The organism is Kitasatospora sp. NPDC017646 (assembly GCF_044329365.1).
In the GTDB taxonomy this organism is placed as follows: Bacteria; Actinomycetota; Actinomycetes; order Streptomycetales; family Streptomycetaceae; genus Kitasatospora.
Genome location: NZ_JBIRJC010000006.1, coordinates 206,570 through 221,732, shown reverse-complemented (window position 1 = coordinate 221,732; position 15,163 = coordinate 206,570). Strand labels below are relative to the sequence as shown.

At 73.0% G+C, this 15,163-nt stretch carries 14 protein-coding genes; 9 read left to right on the top strand and 5 right to left on the bottom strand.

Annotated elements, in window-relative coordinates:
* Nucleotides 1-117: 117 nt before the first annotated feature.
* The 4 genes from ACH4J0_RS13090 to ACH4J0_RS13075 are packed head-to-tail and all read left to right on the top strand — an operon-like array spanning nucleotide 118 to nucleotide 5,648.
* The gene (locus ACH4J0_RS13090) at nucleotides 118-2,013 is read left to right on the top strand and encodes a methylmalonyl-CoA mutase subunit beta (protein ID WP_396239316.1); all 1,896 of its coding nucleotides are present in this window, start codon (nucleotides 118-120) and stop codon (nucleotides 2,011-2,013) included.
* Complete coding sequence (scpA, locus tag ACH4J0_RS13085) at nucleotides 2,010-4,223, top strand: methylmalonyl-CoA mutase (RefSeq protein ID WP_396239314.1); 2,214 nt, start codon at nucleotides 2,010-2,012, stop codon at nucleotides 4,221-4,223. Before ACH4J0_RS13090 ends, scpA begins: the two co-directional genes overlap by 4 nt.
* Before the next feature lie 12 nt (nucleotides 4,224-4,235).
* Entirely contained in the window at nucleotides 4,236-5,228 is a 993-nt protein-coding gene (meaB, locus tag ACH4J0_RS13080; RefSeq protein WP_396239312.1) for a methylmalonyl Co-A mutase-associated GTPase MeaB, read from the top strand.
* 15 nt (nucleotides 5,229-5,243) lie between these two features.
* Entirely contained in the window at nucleotides 5,244-5,648 is a 405-nt protein-coding gene (locus ACH4J0_RS13075; RefSeq protein ID WP_396239491.1) for an SRPBCC family protein, read from the top strand.
* Nucleotides 5,649-5,853: 205 nt separating this feature from the next.
* Here ACH4J0_RS13075 and pcp read toward each other — a convergent pair whose 3' ends face one another.
* Genes pcp through ACH4J0_RS13060 form a run of 3 tightly spaced genes read right to left on the bottom strand, consistent with a single transcriptional unit; the run spans nucleotide 5,854 to nucleotide 8,216 of the window.
* The gene (pcp, locus tag ACH4J0_RS13070; protein WP_396239310.1) at nucleotides 5,854-6,498 is read right to left on the bottom strand and encodes a pyroglutamyl-peptidase I; all 645 of its coding nucleotides are present in this window, start codon (nucleotides 6,496-6,498) and stop codon (nucleotides 5,854-5,856) included.
* Nucleotides 6,499-6,528: 30 nt separating this feature from the next.
* Nucleotides 6,529-7,500, bottom strand: a complete 972-nt coding sequence (locus ACH4J0_RS13065) for a DUF979 domain-containing protein (protein ID WP_396239308.1) — start codon at nucleotides 7,498-7,500, stop codon at nucleotides 6,529-6,531.
* On the bottom strand, nucleotides 7,497-8,216 hold the full coding sequence (locus tag ACH4J0_RS13060; protein WP_396239306.1) for a DUF969 domain-containing protein: 720 nt from the start codon (nucleotides 8,214-8,216) through the stop codon (nucleotides 7,497-7,499). The genes ACH4J0_RS13065 and ACH4J0_RS13060 overlap by 4 nt, the downstream gene beginning before the upstream one ends.
* Before the next feature lie 158 nt (nucleotides 8,217-8,374).
* On the opposite strand from ACH4J0_RS13060, the gene ACH4J0_RS13055 reads away from it, so the two are divergent.
* From ACH4J0_RS13055 to ACH4J0_RS13040, 4 genes are read left to right on the top strand one after another with little or no spacing between them, the layout of a single operon-like run.
* Nucleotides 8,375-9,094, top strand: coding sequence for a GntR family transcriptional regulator (locus ACH4J0_RS13055; RefSeq protein WP_396239305.1), 720 nt, complete (start codon nucleotides 8,375-8,377; stop codon nucleotides 9,092-9,094).
* A gap of 56 nt (nucleotides 9,095-9,150) precedes the next feature.
* On the top strand, nucleotides 9,151-9,909 hold the full coding sequence (locus ACH4J0_RS13050; protein ID WP_396239303.1) for a LamB/YcsF family protein: 759 nt from the start codon (nucleotides 9,151-9,153) through the stop codon (nucleotides 9,907-9,909).
* A 49-nt stretch (nucleotides 9,910-9,958) separates the two neighbouring features.
* The gene (locus ACH4J0_RS13045; RefSeq protein ID WP_396239301.1) at nucleotides 9,959-10,582 is read left to right on the top strand and encodes an allophanate hydrolase subunit 1; all 624 of its coding nucleotides are present in this window, start codon (nucleotides 9,959-9,961) and stop codon (nucleotides 10,580-10,582) included.
* A gap of 52 nt (nucleotides 10,583-10,634) precedes the next feature.
* On the top strand, nucleotides 10,635-11,495 hold the full coding sequence (locus tag ACH4J0_RS13040; RefSeq protein ID WP_396239299.1) for a biotin-dependent carboxyltransferase family protein: 861 nt from the start codon (nucleotides 10,635-10,637) through the stop codon (nucleotides 11,493-11,495).
* 22 nt (nucleotides 11,496-11,517) lie between these two features.
* Here the strand turns inward: ACH4J0_RS13040 and ACH4J0_RS13035 are convergent, their stop codons facing one another.
* Nucleotides 11,518-12,567: a glycosyltransferase family 2 protein gene (locus tag ACH4J0_RS13035; protein ID WP_396239297.1), complete on the bottom strand. Its 1,050-nt coding sequence runs from the start codon at nucleotides 12,565-12,567 to the stop codon at nucleotides 11,518-11,520.
* Between the two features lie 270 nt (nucleotides 12,568-12,837).
* Nucleotides 12,838-13,440: a superoxide dismutase gene (locus ACH4J0_RS13030; protein ID WP_396239294.1), complete on the bottom strand. Its 603-nt coding sequence runs from the start codon at nucleotides 13,438-13,440 to the stop codon at nucleotides 12,838-12,840.
* 172 nt (nucleotides 13,441-13,612) lie between these two features.
* Here ACH4J0_RS13030 and tsaD point away from each other — a divergent pair, with 172 nt between their 5' ends.
* On the top strand, nucleotides 13,613-14,713 hold the full coding sequence (tsaD, locus tag ACH4J0_RS13025; protein ID WP_396239292.1) for a tRNA (adenosine(37)-N6)-threonylcarbamoyltransferase complex transferase subunit TsaD: 1,101 nt from the start codon (nucleotides 13,613-13,615) through the stop codon (nucleotides 14,711-14,713).
* Nucleotides 14,714-15,163: the final 450 nt, after the last annotated feature.

The window sequence follows — 15,163 nt, the reverse complement described above, 5'->3', positions numbered from 1 at the left end:
TCGACGCCCCTCTTGACACTCCACGGCCGACGGAGTGCTAAAGGTTCGCCAAAGCGAGAACAAGCTCACACGCGCCGCCCCTCCTACGGGCCTGCGAACGGGCGCTAACCTGCGCACATGAAGGTCCCGCCCGAAAGGCTCCCCCTCGCCGCCGAGTTCCCGGCCGCGCACCGTGAGCAGTGGCAGCAGCTCGTCGAGGGTGTGCTGCGCAAGTCCGGTGCCCAGCCCGAGGACGGCGCCGCCGCCGAGCAGGCGCTCACCACCGCGCTCCCGGACGGGCTGCGCGCCCGCCCGCTGTACACCGCCGAGAACACCTCGGCCGAGCCCGGCTACCCCGGCTTCCCGCCGTTCGTCCGCGGCGGCCGGCCGCAGGGCTCCGCCGTCTCCGGGTGGGACGTACGCCAGCGGCACGCCGACCCCGACCCGCGGCGCACCAACGAAGCCGTACTGGCCGACCTGGAGCACGGCGTCGGCTCCCTCTGGCTGGAACTGGGCGGCACGGGCCTTCCGGTCGCCGCCCTGCCCGAGGTGCTCACCGGCGTGTACCTCGACCTGGCCGCCGTGACACTCGACGCGGGACCCGAATTCACCCACGCCGCCGAGCAGTTGTTCAAGCTGTACGAGGAGCGCGAGGTCTCCCCCGGCTCCGCCGCCGGCAACCTCGGCGCCGACCCGCTCGGCCTCCAGGCCCGCACCGGCTCCGTCGACCGCACCGACGCGCTGCTCGCCGAGGCCACCGCGCTGGCCGCCCGCTGCGCCGACGGGTACCCGAACGTCAGGGCGCTCACGGTGGACGCCCTGCCGTACCACGAGGCCGGTGCCTCCCCCGCCCAGGAGCTGGGCTGCGCGCTGGCCACCGGCGTGGCCTACCTGCGCGCGCTGACCGCCGCCGGACTGTCCGTGGACGCCGCGCTCGGCCAGCTGGAGTTCCGCTTCGCCGCGGACGCCGACCAGTTCCTGACCATCGCCAAGTTCCGTGCCGCGCGCCGCCTGTGGGCCCGGGTCGCGGAGGTGTCCGGCGCCTGCGCCGAGGCCTCGGCGCAGCGTCAGCACGCCGTCACCTCCCGGGTGATGATGACCGCCCGCGACCCGTGGGTGAACATGCTGCGCACCACCGTGGCCTGCCTGGCCGCCGGGGTCGGCGGTGCCGACGCCGTCACCGTGCTGCCCTTCGACAGCGCGCTCGGCCTCCCCGACGCCTTCGCCCGCCGGATCGCCCGCAACACCCAGTCGATCCTGCTGGAGGAGTCCCACCTGGCCCGGGTGATCGACCCGGCCGGCGGCTCCTGGTACGTCGAGCAGCTGGGCGAGGAGCTGGCCCAGGCGGCCTGGGCCTGGTTCCAGGAGATCGAGCGGGCCGGCGGCCAGCAGGCGGCACTCGCCGAAGGCCTCGTCGGCGAGCGGATCGCCGCCACCTGGGCCGAGCGCTCCGCGAAGCTCGCCAAGCGGCGCGAACCGGTCACCGGCGTCAGCGAGTTCCCGCACCTGGACGAGCAGCCGCTGGTCCGCGAGCCGGCCCCGGTGTCGCCGGAAGGCGGCTTGCCGCGGGTGCGCCGCGCCGAGGCGTACGAGGCACTGCGGGACCGCTCGGACGCCTTCCTGGCGCAGACCGGCGCCCGCCCGAAGCTGTTTCTGGCCTCGCTCGGCACCGCCGCCGCCCACACGGCGCGCACCACCTTCGCCGCCAACCTGTTCCAGGCCGGTGGCATCGCGACCGTCTCCGCCGAGGGCGTCGACCCGGCCGCGTTCGCGGCGGCGTTCGCCGCGTCGGGCGCCGTCGTCGCCTGCCTGTGCTCCGGCGACGCCCTGTACCGCGAGCACGCCGCAGCCGTCGCGGGCGCCCTGAAGGCGGCCGGCGCCCAGCGGGTGCTGCTGGCCGGGCGGCCCGCCGAAGTGCCCGCCGGAGTGGACGAGTTCATCTACGCGGGCGGGGACGCGATCGCCGTCCTGACCTCCCTGCTGGACCAGATCACCGGCGCGAGCGGCGCCGACGAGGACGAGGTGGCTCGATGATCCCCGACTTCACCGGAATCGGGCTGGACGGCGGCGCCGCCGGGAACGTCCCCGGGGTTTCCGACGCCCAGTGGCGGGCCGCCTGGCGCCGGTCCACCGGCAAGGACGCCGACGAGCTGGTCTGGGACACCCCCGAGGGCATCGGCGTCAAGCCGCTGTACACCGCGGCCGACCTGGCCGGACTCGACTTCCTGGAGACGTACCCCGGCATCGCCCCATACCTGCGCGGGCCGTACCCGACCATGTACGTCAACCAGCCGTGGACCGTCCGCCAGTACGCGGGCTTCTCCACCGCCGAGGAGTCCAACGCCTTCTACCGCCGCAACCTGGCGGCCGGCCAGAAGGGGCTCTCGGTCGCCTTCGACCTGCCGACCCACCGCGGCTACGACAGCGACCACCCGCGCGTCACCGGTGACGTCGGCATGGCGGGCGTCGCCATCGACTCGATCTACGACATGCGCCAGCTGTTCGACGGCATCCCGCTGGACAGGATGTCGGTGTCGATGACCATGAACGGCGCGGTGCTGCCCGTCCTGGCGCTGTACATCGTCGCGGCCGAGGAGCAGGGCGTACCGCCCGAGAAGCTCGCGGGGACCATCCAGAACGACATCCTCAAGGAGTTCATGGTCCGCAACACGTACATCTACCCGCCGCAGCCGTCGATGCGGATCATCTCGGACATCTTCGCGTACACCTCGCAGAAGATGCCCCGGTACAACTCGATCTCCATCTCCGGCTACCACATCCAGGAGGCCGGAGCCACGGCCGACCTGGAGCTGGCCTACACCCTGGCCGACGGGGTCGAGTACCTGCGCGCGGGCCTGGACGTGGGGCTGGACGTGGACGCCTTCGCGCCGCGGCTGTCGTTCTTCTGGGCGATCGGCATGAACTTCTTCATGGAGGTCGCCAAGCTGCGCGCGGCCCGGCTGCTGTGGGCCAAGCTGGTCAGGCAGTTCGACCCGAAGAACGCCAAGTCCCTTTCGCTGCGCACCCATTCGCAGACCTCGGGCTGGTCGCTCACCGCCCAGGACGTGTTCAACAACGTCACGCGGACGTGCGTCGAGGCGATGGCCGCCACCCAGGGCCACACCCAGTCGCTGCACACCAACGCCCTCGACGAGGCGCTGGCGCTGCCCACCGACTTCTCCGCCCGCATCGCCCGCAACACCCAGCTGCTGCTCCAGCAGGAGTCCGGTACCTGCCGGGTGATCGACCCGTGGGGCGGCTCGGCGTACGTCGAGAAGCTGACGCACGACCTCGCTTCCAGGGCCTGGCAGCACATCCAGGAGGTCGAGGCGGCCGGCGGCATGGCCAAGGCCATCGACGCGGGCATCCCGAAGATGCGCGTCGAGGAGGCCGCCGCCCGCACCCAGGCGCGGATCGACTCCGGCCGCCAGCCGGTGATCGGCGTCAACAAGTACCGGGTGGAGAGCGACGAGCAGATCGACGTCCTCAAGGTCGACAACTCCGCCGTGCGCGCCCGGCAGATCGAGAAGCTGCGGCGGCTGCGCGAGGAGCGCGACGAGGCCGTCTGCCAGGACGCCCTGCGCGCGCTGACGGCGGCCGCCGAGGCCGGCCCGCAGCGCGGCGGCTCGCTGGACGGCAACCTGCTGCACCTGGCCGTCAACGCGGCTCGCGCCAAGGCCACCGTCGGCGAGATCTCGGACGCCCTGGAGAAGGTGTACGGCCGCCACTCCGGTCAGATCCGTACCATCTCCGGTGTGTACCGAGACGAAGCGGGCCCGTCGGCTCCCCTCCAGCGCACCCGCGACCTGGTCGAGCGGTTCGAGCAGGCCGAGGGCCGCCGTCCGCGCATCCTGGTCGCCAAGATGGGCCAGGACGGCCACGACCGCGGCCAGAAGGTGATCGCCACCGCGTTCGCGGACCTCGGCTTCACGGTCGACGTCGGCCCGCTGTTCCAGACCCCGGCCGAGGTCGCCCGCCAGGCCGTGGAGGCGGACGTGCACATCGTGGGCGTCTCCTCGCTCGCCGCCGGGCACCTCACGCTGGTGCCCGCGCTGCGTGCCGAACTCGCCGAGGCGGGGCGCGAGGACATCACCATCGTGGTCGGCGGGGTCATCCCCCCGCAGGACTTCGACGCGCTGTACGAGGCGGGCGCCGCAGCCGTGTTCGGCCCCGGCACGGTGATCCCGGACGCGGCGTACGACCTGCTGACGGCGCTGGCGGCCGACCTCGGCCACGAGCTGTGATTGCCTGATCGCATGCCTCCGCGGACTATCGACCTCGACAGCTATGTGACGGGCGTCCTGGACGGCTCGCGCGCCTGGATCGCACGTGCCGTCACCCTCGTCGAGTCCACCCGGCCCGACCACCGCGCGCTCGCGCAGCAGTTGCTCCAGCGGCTGCTGCCGCACGCGGGCGGGGCGGTCCGGGTGGGCATCACGGGGGTGCCCGGAGTCGGCAAGTCGACCTTCATCGACTCCTTCGGGACCATGCTGACGGGGCTGGGCCACCGGGTCGCGGTGCTGGCCGTCGACCCGACGTCCAGCCGGACGGGCGGCTCCATCCTGGGCGACAAGACCCGGATGGAGCGGCTGGCCGTCGATCCTGCGGCCTTCGTCCGGCCGTCGCCGACCTCCGGGACGCTGGGCGGGGTCGCCAAGGCCACCCGGGAGTCGATGGTGGTCATGGAGGCGGCGGGGTACGACGTGGTACTCATCGAGACGGTGGGCGTCGGGCAGTCGGAGACTGCGGTGGCGGGGATGGTCGACACCTTCCTGCTGCTCAGCCTGGCGCGGACGGGCGACCAGCTCCAGGGCATCAAGAAGGGCGTGCTGGAGCTCGCGGACGTCATCGCCGTCAACAAGGCCGACGGGCCGCACGAGCGGGACGCGAAGGCTGCGTCCCGTGAACTCGCGGGCGCGCTGCGGCTGTTGCAGGCACCGGACGCGGCCTGGACGCCGCCGGTGCTGACCTGCAGCGGGCTCGACGGGGCCGGGCTGGACGTGTTGTGGGAGCGGTTGCAGCAGCACCGCAAGGTGCTGGACGCGACAGGGGCGCTGGCGGCCAAGCGGCGGGAGCAGCAGGTCGAGTGGACGTGGTCGATGGTCCACGACCAGCTGTACGCGCGGCTGCACGAGCACCCGGAGGTGCGGCGGCTGGCCCCGGAGCTGGAGGGGCAGGTCCGCGCCGGTACGCTGCCGGCGGGGCTGGCCGCGCAGCGGATCCTGGACAGCTTCTTCGGTACCGCCTGAGGGGAGCCGGCAGCCATCGCCACCATCGTCGAGGACGTCCTGATCGAGGCCGACGCGGACGAGGTCTGGGACGCGATCCGCGACGTCGGGGCCGTGCACGAGCGCCTCATCCCCGATTACGTCCTCGACACCCGGGTCGACGGAGGTGTCCGCTACCTGACCATGCCGGGCGGCGCGGTCATCCGCGAGCTGACCGTCGGCATCGACGACGACCTGCGGCGGCTGGCGTACTCGGCGGTCGAGGGCTTCGAGCTCCCCCTGACGCACCACCACGCCTCGTTCCGGGTCCTCCCGGAGGGGCCCGGCCGCTGCCGCCTCCTCTGGACCACGGACGTGCTCCCGCACGAGATGGCCGAGCAGGTCCGCCTGCGGGTGAGCCGGGGCGCCCAGGTCATGAAGCAGACCCTGGAGTGCGCCTAGCGGTCACCCCCGGCGACGAACCCCGCTCCACCACGGCCGCCGAGAACAGCACCCCCACACGGGGCGGACGACCGTCCCCAGTACACCACCCCTCGTGAAGGAGGTGGGGGTTGGGTTGCCGACTCGTGCCGAGTGCTGTTCGCGGTGCCTCGGTGGGCTCCGAGAGGGAAGGGGTGCCGCCGCGGTGAGCTTCGTTGGTGGATGGTCAGTGAGTCGCGCCCTCCGGTACGCGGAGGTCGGCTGTGCGGGTCGCGGCGGCGGCGAGGAGGGCGCGCAGGGCGTGGGCGACGGAGTCGGCGGGGAGGGAGGGTTTGGAGCCGTCCAGGACCTGTTCGGGGAGGGCGGGTATGTGGACGAATCCGCCGCGGGCGCTGGGGTGTTGGGTGGCGAGCAGGTGCATCAGGGCGTAGAAGACATGGTTGCAGACGAAGGTTCCCGCGGTGTGGGACAGGGAGGCGGGGACGCCCGCCTCCCGAGCGGCGGCGACGCAGGCTTTGACGGGCAGGGTCGAGAAGTAGGCTGCCGGGCCGTCGGGGACGACGGGCTGGTCGACCGGCTGGCGGCCCGCGTTGTCGGGGATGCGGGCGTCGTCGACGTTGATGGCGACGCGTTCGACGGTGATGTCCGGGCGGCCGGCGGCCTGGCCGAGGCAGACCACCAGGTCAGGGGTGAACTCCCGTACGGCTGTGCGCAGTTCCTCGGCGGCCTGGCCGAAGACGCAGCTCAGCCGCACGGCGGTGACCGAGAGCCCCTCGGGCGGGGTGTCGGCGACGCGGCGGGCGACCTCCCAGGACGGGTTGACGTCGGCGCCGTCGAAGGGTTCGAAGCCGGTGAGCAGGACCCGGGTCATGGGGCGGCCTTTCCGGGACGAGGAAGGAGGTCAGAACGCGAAGAGGGACATGATGACGACGTTGCAGACCAACAGCGCACCCGCAGTCGGCAGTTGGGCCTTGATCGGCCCGTACTGGTCCTTGAGTTCGAGCAGTGCCGCCGGAACGAGGTTGAAGTTGGCCGCCATCGGCGTGACCAGCGTGCCGCAGAAGCCGGCCAGCATGCCCACCGCCAGGACCACGGCAGGGCTGCCGTGCAGCTGGGTGACCAGGACCGGCCAGCCGATGGCGGCGGTCATCACCGGGAAGGCGGCGAAGGCGTTGCCCATGATGACGGTGAACAGGGCCATGCCGAGGCAGTAGACCGCCACCGCCGCGTACTTGCTCCCGTCCGGCAGGAAGTGGGTGGTGATCTTGCCGACCTGGGTGCCGACGCCGGCGCTCTGGAAGATCGAGCCCAGGACGGCGAGCAGTTGGGGCAGCAGCAGTGCCCAGCCCATGGCCTCCAGCAGCCCGCGGCCGGAGCGCAGGGCGACGACCGGGTTGCGCTCGCGGGTCAGCAGCAGCGCCACGCCCAGGGCGACGAGCGTGCCGATGCCCAGCCCGAGGAGCGTCTCGCTGCCGGTCTGCAGCAGCGGACCGCCGCCGCCCGGGTGCACGCCCTTGAGCAGGGTTCCGCAGGCCAGCGCGACCAGCGGGAGCGCCAGCGCGGGGATGAACAGCCGGCTTCCCAGGCGCGCGGCGGAGGCGGCCCGTTGTTCGGGGGCGGCGGCCGTGGGGGTGCCGCGACCGGTGAAGCCGAAGCCGGCCAGACAGATCATCAGCAGGACGGCGATGCCCAGCGGCGCGGCGGGGGCGCTCTTGTCGGCGACCCAGGTGCCGTAGACGAAGCTCGCGCCGAGCAGGCCCCAGAAGGCGGCGCTGCCGTACCGCCGGGGGTTGCCACGGTCCACCGCCATCTGCGCGGCCATCGCGAGGAAGACGGCTCCGACCAGCCAGTACAGCCACTCGACCTTGATCACTTGCTCGACTCCTCGATGCGCGCGGAGGTGGTGGCCCGGCCGGCTGCGGCGGGCAGGTCCCGGGCAAGGGTGTGGTCCAGGCGCAGCAGGCGCGCGCCGTGGACGAGGGTGGCGCAGACCGCGGTGGGGATGGCCCACAGCGCGAGCTGCACCGGCTCCAGGTCGGTGTGGTAGGTCGCGTTGACGAAACCGGTGATCAGCAGGATGGAGCCGACGGCGAGGAAGCAGTCCTCGCCGAAGAACAGGCCGACGTTGTCGGCGCTCGCGGCGAAGGAGCGCAGGCGTTCGCGGGCCTTGTCGGTCAGCGTGCCGTGGCGGCGTTCGGCGGCGGCCTCCGCCATCGGTACGACCATGGGCCGTACCGCCGGGGCCGGTCCACCGAGGCCGGTGAGCCCGAAGGCGGCGGTGAGCTGGCGGAGCACCAGGTAGACGGCGAGCACGCGTCCGGCGCTGGCCCTGGCGAGCTTGTTCATCAGGGTGCGGGCCTGTTCTTGCAGGCCGTGGCGCTCCAGCAGGCCGATCACCGGCAGGGTGACGGCGAAGACGGTCACCGAGCGGCTGGAGGCGAAGCCGGCGCCGAAGGCCTCCAGGACCTTCAGCGGGCTCATCCCGCCCAGCAGTCCGGTGAGGACGCCGGCGGCGCCGACGACGAGGAGCGGATTTCGCCGGGTGGCGAACCCCGCCACCACGACGAGGATGCCGAGCAGAACGATCATCTTCCTGACCGCCTTTCGAACGGGCCTCCGCCTCGAGGGCGGCCGTCTGGAGCACCACGGGCGGAGGCGGTCACGACTGGATGGGCCGCGACCCTGCGGGGGTTGCCGTGAGGCTAGGGGATTGTGGAACAATCCGACAAGAGTTCAGGAGGTGGAACGTGACCGGGATTTTCGACGCGCTCGCGGCCGATCGGGGCCGACTCGAACGCGCCAGCGCCGCCCAACGGGTGGCCGAGGTGCTGCGCGACCACATCACCGAGGGCCGGCTCGCCCCCGGCACCCGACTGTCGGAGGAGGCGCTCGGCGAGGCGCTCACCGTCTCGCGCAACACGCTCCGCGAGGCGTTCCGGCTGCTGGCCGACGAACGACTGGTCGTGCACGAGCTCAACCGCGGCGTGTTCGTCCGGATCCTCGAACCGGCCGACGTCGCCGACATCTACACCCTGCGCCTCGCCCTGGAGACGGCCGGTGTGCGCGCCCTGCACAGCGCGGAGCCCGAGCGCCTGGCCGCGGTGCGGGCCGCGCTGGACCGCGCGGAGGCCGCCGAGGCGATCGGCGACTGGGTCACAGTCGGCACCGCCGACCTGCACTTCCACCAGGCCGTCGCGGGGATCGCCGGCAGCCGGCGGATCGACGAGTGCATGGGCCGGCTGATGGCCGAACTGCGCCTGGCCTTCGCCGCCGTCCCGTCCGCGCGCGGGCTCCACGCGCCGTTCCTGCGCCGCAACCATTCGCTGACCGGGCTGCTGGAGGCGGGCGAGATCGACGACGCCGAGGTGGAGCTGACCAGCTATCTGAACGACGCACGCGCGGTGATCGTCCGCGCGATGACGGGCGGCGCGATGACGGACGGCACCGCGACGGGCGGCGCCAGATGAGACCGCCCGAGCACCCTCTCGCGACGGCCGTCGGCCTCGGAACCGAGGGCACTCCCGTGACGGCCGTCGACCTCAACGCCGACCTCGGCGAGGGCTTCGGCCGCTGGACGCTCACCGACGACGACGCCCTTCTGTCGGTGGTCACCAGCGCCAACGTCGCCTGCGGCTTCCACGCCGGGGACCCGAGCACCATGCGGCGGGTCTGCGAGCTGGCCGCGGAGCGCGGCGTGCGGATCGGCGCGCAGGTCTCCTACCGGGACCTCGCCGGCTTCGGGAGGCGGGCGATGGACGTCCCGCCCGACGAGCTGGCGGACGAAGTCGCCTATCAGATAGGGGCGTTGCAGGTGTTCGCGCGGGCGGCCGGAGCGCACGTGGCGTACGTCAAGCCGCACGGCGCGCTGTACAACCGGACGGTGCACGACGAGGAGCAGGCGGAGGCGGTGGTCCGCGGCGTCCGGCTGGCCGCACCGGGTCTGCCCGTCCTCGGGCTGCCCGGTTCGCGGCTGCACGAGGCCGCCGGGCGGGCCGAACTGCCGGCGGTGGCCGAGGCGTTCGCCGACCGCGCCTACACCCCGCAGGGCACGCTCGTCCCCCGCCGCGAGCCCGGCGCCGTCGTCCACGACCCCGAGGCCGTCGTCCGCCGTTCGGTCGCCATCGCCCGGGACGGCGAGGTCACCGCGCGCACCGGCGACCGGATCCGGCTGCGGGCCCGCTCGCTGTGCGTTCACGGCGACACCCCTGGGGCCGCGGACCTCGCCCGCCGGGTCCGAACGGGTCTGCGGGCGGCCGGAGTCCGGGTCGAGGCGTTCGCGTGAGCACCACCCGGCAGAGCGGCACGGAGACGGGGTGGACGGGGTGGACGGGATGAACATCCGGGTCCTGCGGGTCGGCCTGGACGCGCTCCTGGTCGAACTCGACGACGCCGACGAGACGATCGCCTTCCACGCCGAACTCCAGCGCCGGCGCGCGACGTCCCGGATCCCGGCCGTCGCCGAGGTCGTACCCGCCGAACGGACCGTCCTGCTCGACGGCGTGGCCGACCCCGAAGCCCTGGCCGCCGACCTGGCCGGCTGGCGCGTCCCGCCGCTGCGGGCGACCAACGAGGCGACCGTGACCGTCCCCGTGCGCTACGACGGCGCCGACGTCGCCGAGGTCGCCACGCTGTGGGGCGTCGCCGAGGAGGAGGTCGCCCGCATCCACTCGGCGACCGAGTTCCGGGTCGCGTTCAGCGGCTTCGCGCCCGGCTTCGGCTACCTGACCGGCCTGCCCGAGCGCTACCGGGTGCCCCGGCGGGCCGTCCCGCGCCCCGCCGTCCCGGCCGGGGCGATCGCCATCGCCGGCCCGTACACCGGCGTCTACCCGCGCTCCTCCCCGGGCGGCTGGCAGCTGATCGGGCACACCGACGCCGTGCTGTGGGACCCGTCCCGCGAACCCGCCGCCCTGTTCAGCCCGGGGACCCGGGTCCGGTTCGTGATCGCGGAAGCCTGACCGAGGAAGCCCGCCCGACGAAGCCCGTTCGAGGAAGCGTGATCGAGAACGCATGACCGTCACCGTGATGAACGCAGGCCTGCTGACGACCGTCCAGGACCTCGGCCGCCCCGGGCACGCGCACCTGGGCGTGCCGCGCTCCGGCGCGCTCGACCAGCCCGCCCACCGGCTCGCCAACCGCCTGGTCGGCAACCCCGCCACGGCCGCCACCCTGGAGACCACCGTGCTCGGCTGCGCGCTGCGGGCGGACCGCGCGGTGACGGTCGCCGTGGCCGGCGCGCCGTGCGCGGTTCGGGTCGACGGGCGGCCCGCCGCGTGGGCCGCCCCGGTGCGGCTGCCCGCCGGGGCGCTGCTGGAGGTGGGACCGGCGACCCGGGGCGTGCGCAGCTACGTAGCCTTCGCGGGCGGGATCGCCGCCGCGCCGGTGCTCGGCAGCCGCTCGACCGACCTGCTCTCGGGTCTGGGCCCCGCTCCCCTGTCCCCCGGGGACGCGCTGCCTCTCGGTGAGCCGGCCGGCCCGGCCGCCGGGGCGGACGTGGTGCCGGCGCCCGCGCCGCCCGACCCGCTGCTCCTGCCCGTGTTGTTCGGCCCTCGCGACGACTGGTTCACCGCCCGTTCGCTCACTGTCCTGACCGGCTCCGGCTACCGCGTCTCCCCCACCAGCAACCGGATCGGCCTGCGCCTGGACGGCCCGCCGCTGGAGCGTGCCCGCGACGGCGAACTCCCCAGCGAGGGAATGGTCCTGGGCGCGGTGCAGGTCCCGCCCGACGGCCGCCCGGTGGTCTTTCTCGCCGACCACCCCACCACGGGCGGCTACCCCGTCATCGGCGTGGTCCCCGCCACCGCCCTCCCCGCCGTCGCCCAGGCCGCCCCGGGCACGCCGGTCCGCTTCACTCCGGTGGGACGGCGCTGAGTCGTCGCGAGGCCGCCGGAGCTCAGCGGCGGACGGCCCCGGCGCGGCGGGCGGCGGCCTGGCGGGTGCGGCGGACGGCGCGGTGGAGACGCTGGACGGCGATGAAGCGGTTCATCGCGTCGGCCAGGGTGAGGCGGTACTTGAGCCGGAGTTGGGCGTTGAGGTCCGCCACCCGGTCGGGGCCGATGGCGCGGAGGAGCCGGCTGACGTGCCGCTGGTAGACCTCCCAGTAGTTGCGGTCGCCGTCCGGGAGGGACCAGAAGAACATCGGGATCTCCTCGACCAGGCAGTTGCGGTCGTAGTCGCTCAGGTACGAGGCGAACACCGGCTCGGGGCGGGCGAGGAGCCATTCGCGGACGAGTTCCATCGAGTGGACCCGGTCGATCAGGCCGCGCGGGTCGGTCTTCTTCTGGGTGATGGAGAGGGCGCCGTCCTCGCGGACCCGCCAGTGGTAGATCGGTTCGGCGAGGATGTCGACGCGCTCGGCGAGGAAGTGGTGGGGGACGCTGACCGGGGCGTCCTCGTACAGGATGCCCTCGGGGTACCGGATGCCCGCGGCATCGAAGAAGGAGCGCCGGTAGACCTTGTTCCAGGCGGTGCGGTCGGTGACCAGCGCGGGCAGTTCGCTGACGTGGGTACGCAGCCGGGTCTCGCGGAACGGACGGCGGTGGGCGTGCGAGGGGCTGAGGCCGGTGGTGCGCAGGCGCATCGCGTTGCCGGCGGCGAAGTCGGAGCCGGTCTCGTCGAGCGTGCTGATCATCAGCTGGTAGGCGTGCGGTGGCAGGGTGTCGTCGCTGTCGACGAAGGCCAGGTACTCGGTACCGGGGGTGAGGTGGCGCCAGCCGGTGTTGCGGGCGGCACCGAGGCCCTTGTTCTCCTGCTGGACGAGCCGGAAGCGCCGGTCCCGGGCGGCGTACGCCTTGGCCAGGACGGGGCCGTCGTCGGTCGAGCCGTCGTCGACCATGACGCACTCGAAGTCCTCGAAGGTCTGTGCCGCGATCGAGTCCAGGCACTCACCGAGGTAGCGCTCGACGTTGTAGATCGGGACCACGACGGACAGGCGCGGGGCCATCGAACGACCTTTCGCTCAGGAGCGGGCGGGCCCGGTCGGCCGGTCGGCCGCCGACCGCCGGTGACCGGCGGTGCTCCGAGCGTAGCGACCGCGGGGCGGTCCCGGGCGAACAGCGGGTGGCGGCGAGTCTTCGGTTCGGTGTGACTGCCGTGCCCGGTGTCAACGGCCGTGCCGGGTGTCAACGGCCCTGACGGGCACCGGCGGTGGGAACCGCAGGGGGAAGACCCCGGACCGCCCGACCGGCCCGGGGCCCTCCTGCTCGATCGGCGCTCAGGCGCCCTTGACGGCGGCGAAACGGGCCGAGACGTCCTGCCAGTTGACGACGTCCCACAGACGGGTGACGTAGTCGGGGCGGACGTTGCGGTACTGCAGGTAGTACGCGTGCTCCCAGGCGTCGAAGGCCAGCAGCGGAGTGGTGTTCTGGCCCACGTTGCCGTGGTGGTCGTAGACCTGCTCCACGATCAGGCGCTGCCCGAGCGGCTCCCAGGAGAGGATGCCCCAACCGGAGCCCTGGACGCCGGTGGTGGCATTGGTGAGCTGCTTCTTGAAGGCCTCGAAGCTGCCGAAGTGCTCGGTGATGGCGTCGGCCAGCTCACCCTCGGGGCGCTCGCCGCCCTCCGGGGAGAGGTTCTGCCAGAACAGCGAGTGCAGTACGTGGCCGGACAGGTGGAAGGCGAAGGTCTTCTGCAGGCCGACCAGGCCGCCGAACTGCTCCTTGTCGCGGGCCTCGGCGAGCTGCTCCAGGGTGTCGTTCGCGCCCTTCACGTACGCGGCGTGGTGCTTGGAGTGGTGCAGCTCGAGGATCTCGGCGGACATGGCCCGCTCGAGCGCGGAGTAGTCGTACGGCAGGTCGGGAAGCTGGTAGGTGCCCATCAGGACACGGCCCCTTTCGGCGGGTTGAGCGATGACGATCGTGCCGGGACAACACTATTGCGTATGAGTTGCAAGAACGAAGCATGGGCTCCTGCTTGTTCCTCACATCCCGTCGGGCACAATGGTCACCCGAACGTGTAATGGCTGACAAGGGTGATTGACTGTGACAGGGGTGACCGGGTCGCCGGTGGTCGTGCTGGGCATCGAGTCCTCCTGCGACGAGACCGGTGCGGGCCTGGTCCGGGACGGCGTGCTGCTCGGACAGGCGGTGGCGTCCTCGATGGACGATCACGCCCGCTACGGCGGGGTGGTGCCGGAGGTCGCCGCCCGGGCGCACGTCCACGCGATGGCACCGGTGGTGCGGGAGGCCCTGGACCGGGCCGGGCTGACCCTCGCGGACGTCGGGGCCGTCGCGGTGACGACCGGTCCGGGACTGGCCGGCGCCCTCCAGGTCGGCGTCGCCGCCGCCAAGGCCTACGCCTTCTCGCTCGACGTCCCGCTGTACGGGGTGCACCACCTCGCCGGGCACGTCGCCGCCGCGACCCTGGACGGCGGGCCGCTTCCCGACCCGTGCATCGCGCTGATCGTCTCCGGCGGGCACACCTCGCTGCTGCTGGTCCGCGACCTCGCCCGGGACCCGATCGTCCACCTCGGCGACACCCTGGACGACGCGGCCGGCGAGTGCTTCGACAAGGTCGCCCGGATCCTCGGGCTGCCCTACCCCGGCGGACCGGCCGTCGACCGCGCCGCCCGCACCGGCGACCCGACGGCCGTACGGCTGCCGCGCCCGCTCACCGGGCCGCGTGACGACCCGTACGCCTTCTCCTTCTCCGGTCTCAAGACCGCCGCCGCCCGCTGGGTCGAGGCCCAGTCCGAGCCGCACGTCCCGGACGCGGCGGCCGCCCTCCAGGAGGCGGTCGCCGACGCGCTCACCCGCAAGGCGGTGCGAGCCTGCACCGACCACGGGATCGACACCCTGGTGGTGGTCGGCGGCGTCGCGGCCAACTCCCGGGTGCGGGCGCTCGCGGAGCAGCGCTGCGCCGCGGCCGGGATCGCGCTGCGGGTGCCGCCGCTGCGGCTGTGCACCGACAACGGCGCGATGGTCGCGGCGATCGGCGACCTACTGGTCCGCGCGGGGGCGGCGCCGGCGCCCGCCGGGCTGTCGGTGGACCCGTCGGCGCCGCTGGAGTTCGCGGTGCTCGCTCCGCTGCCGCCGTCCTCGCCGACGCCTTCGCCCCACCGTCCGGCGACCGGCGGGAAAGCCCGCCGTTAAAGGCCACCCCGACAAGGTTATAACGATTCGCCATTCGAATGGGCCGTCAACACCGCAGGGAATTCGAACTCCAGGCGGCGAAGGGGTATCAGGAACGCCTTCCTTCGGTTAAGGTCCTGAGGCAGGTGAAGCCGTTCGGCCTTCCGGAACCGGAAAGCCGGATTTCACCTGAGGTGCGGCCACACCTGTGCGACTCACTCGAAATCCCGGAAAGGGGACAGCCATGAAGATGATCAAGGCGATCGTGAAGAAGTTCAAGCGTGACGAGGACCTCGCCAACCACGCCTGGGTCCTGCACGTCATCTGACGCACCGCGGTCGGGGGGGGGGGGGGGGGGGGGGCCCCCCCCCCCCCCCCCCCGGTGATAGAGATTAAAAACGCCGGGGGGGGGGAGCCTGGAAAAAAAAGACAGGGAAATGCCGCCCGGCCCAAAAGCGGAGTGTGGCGCCC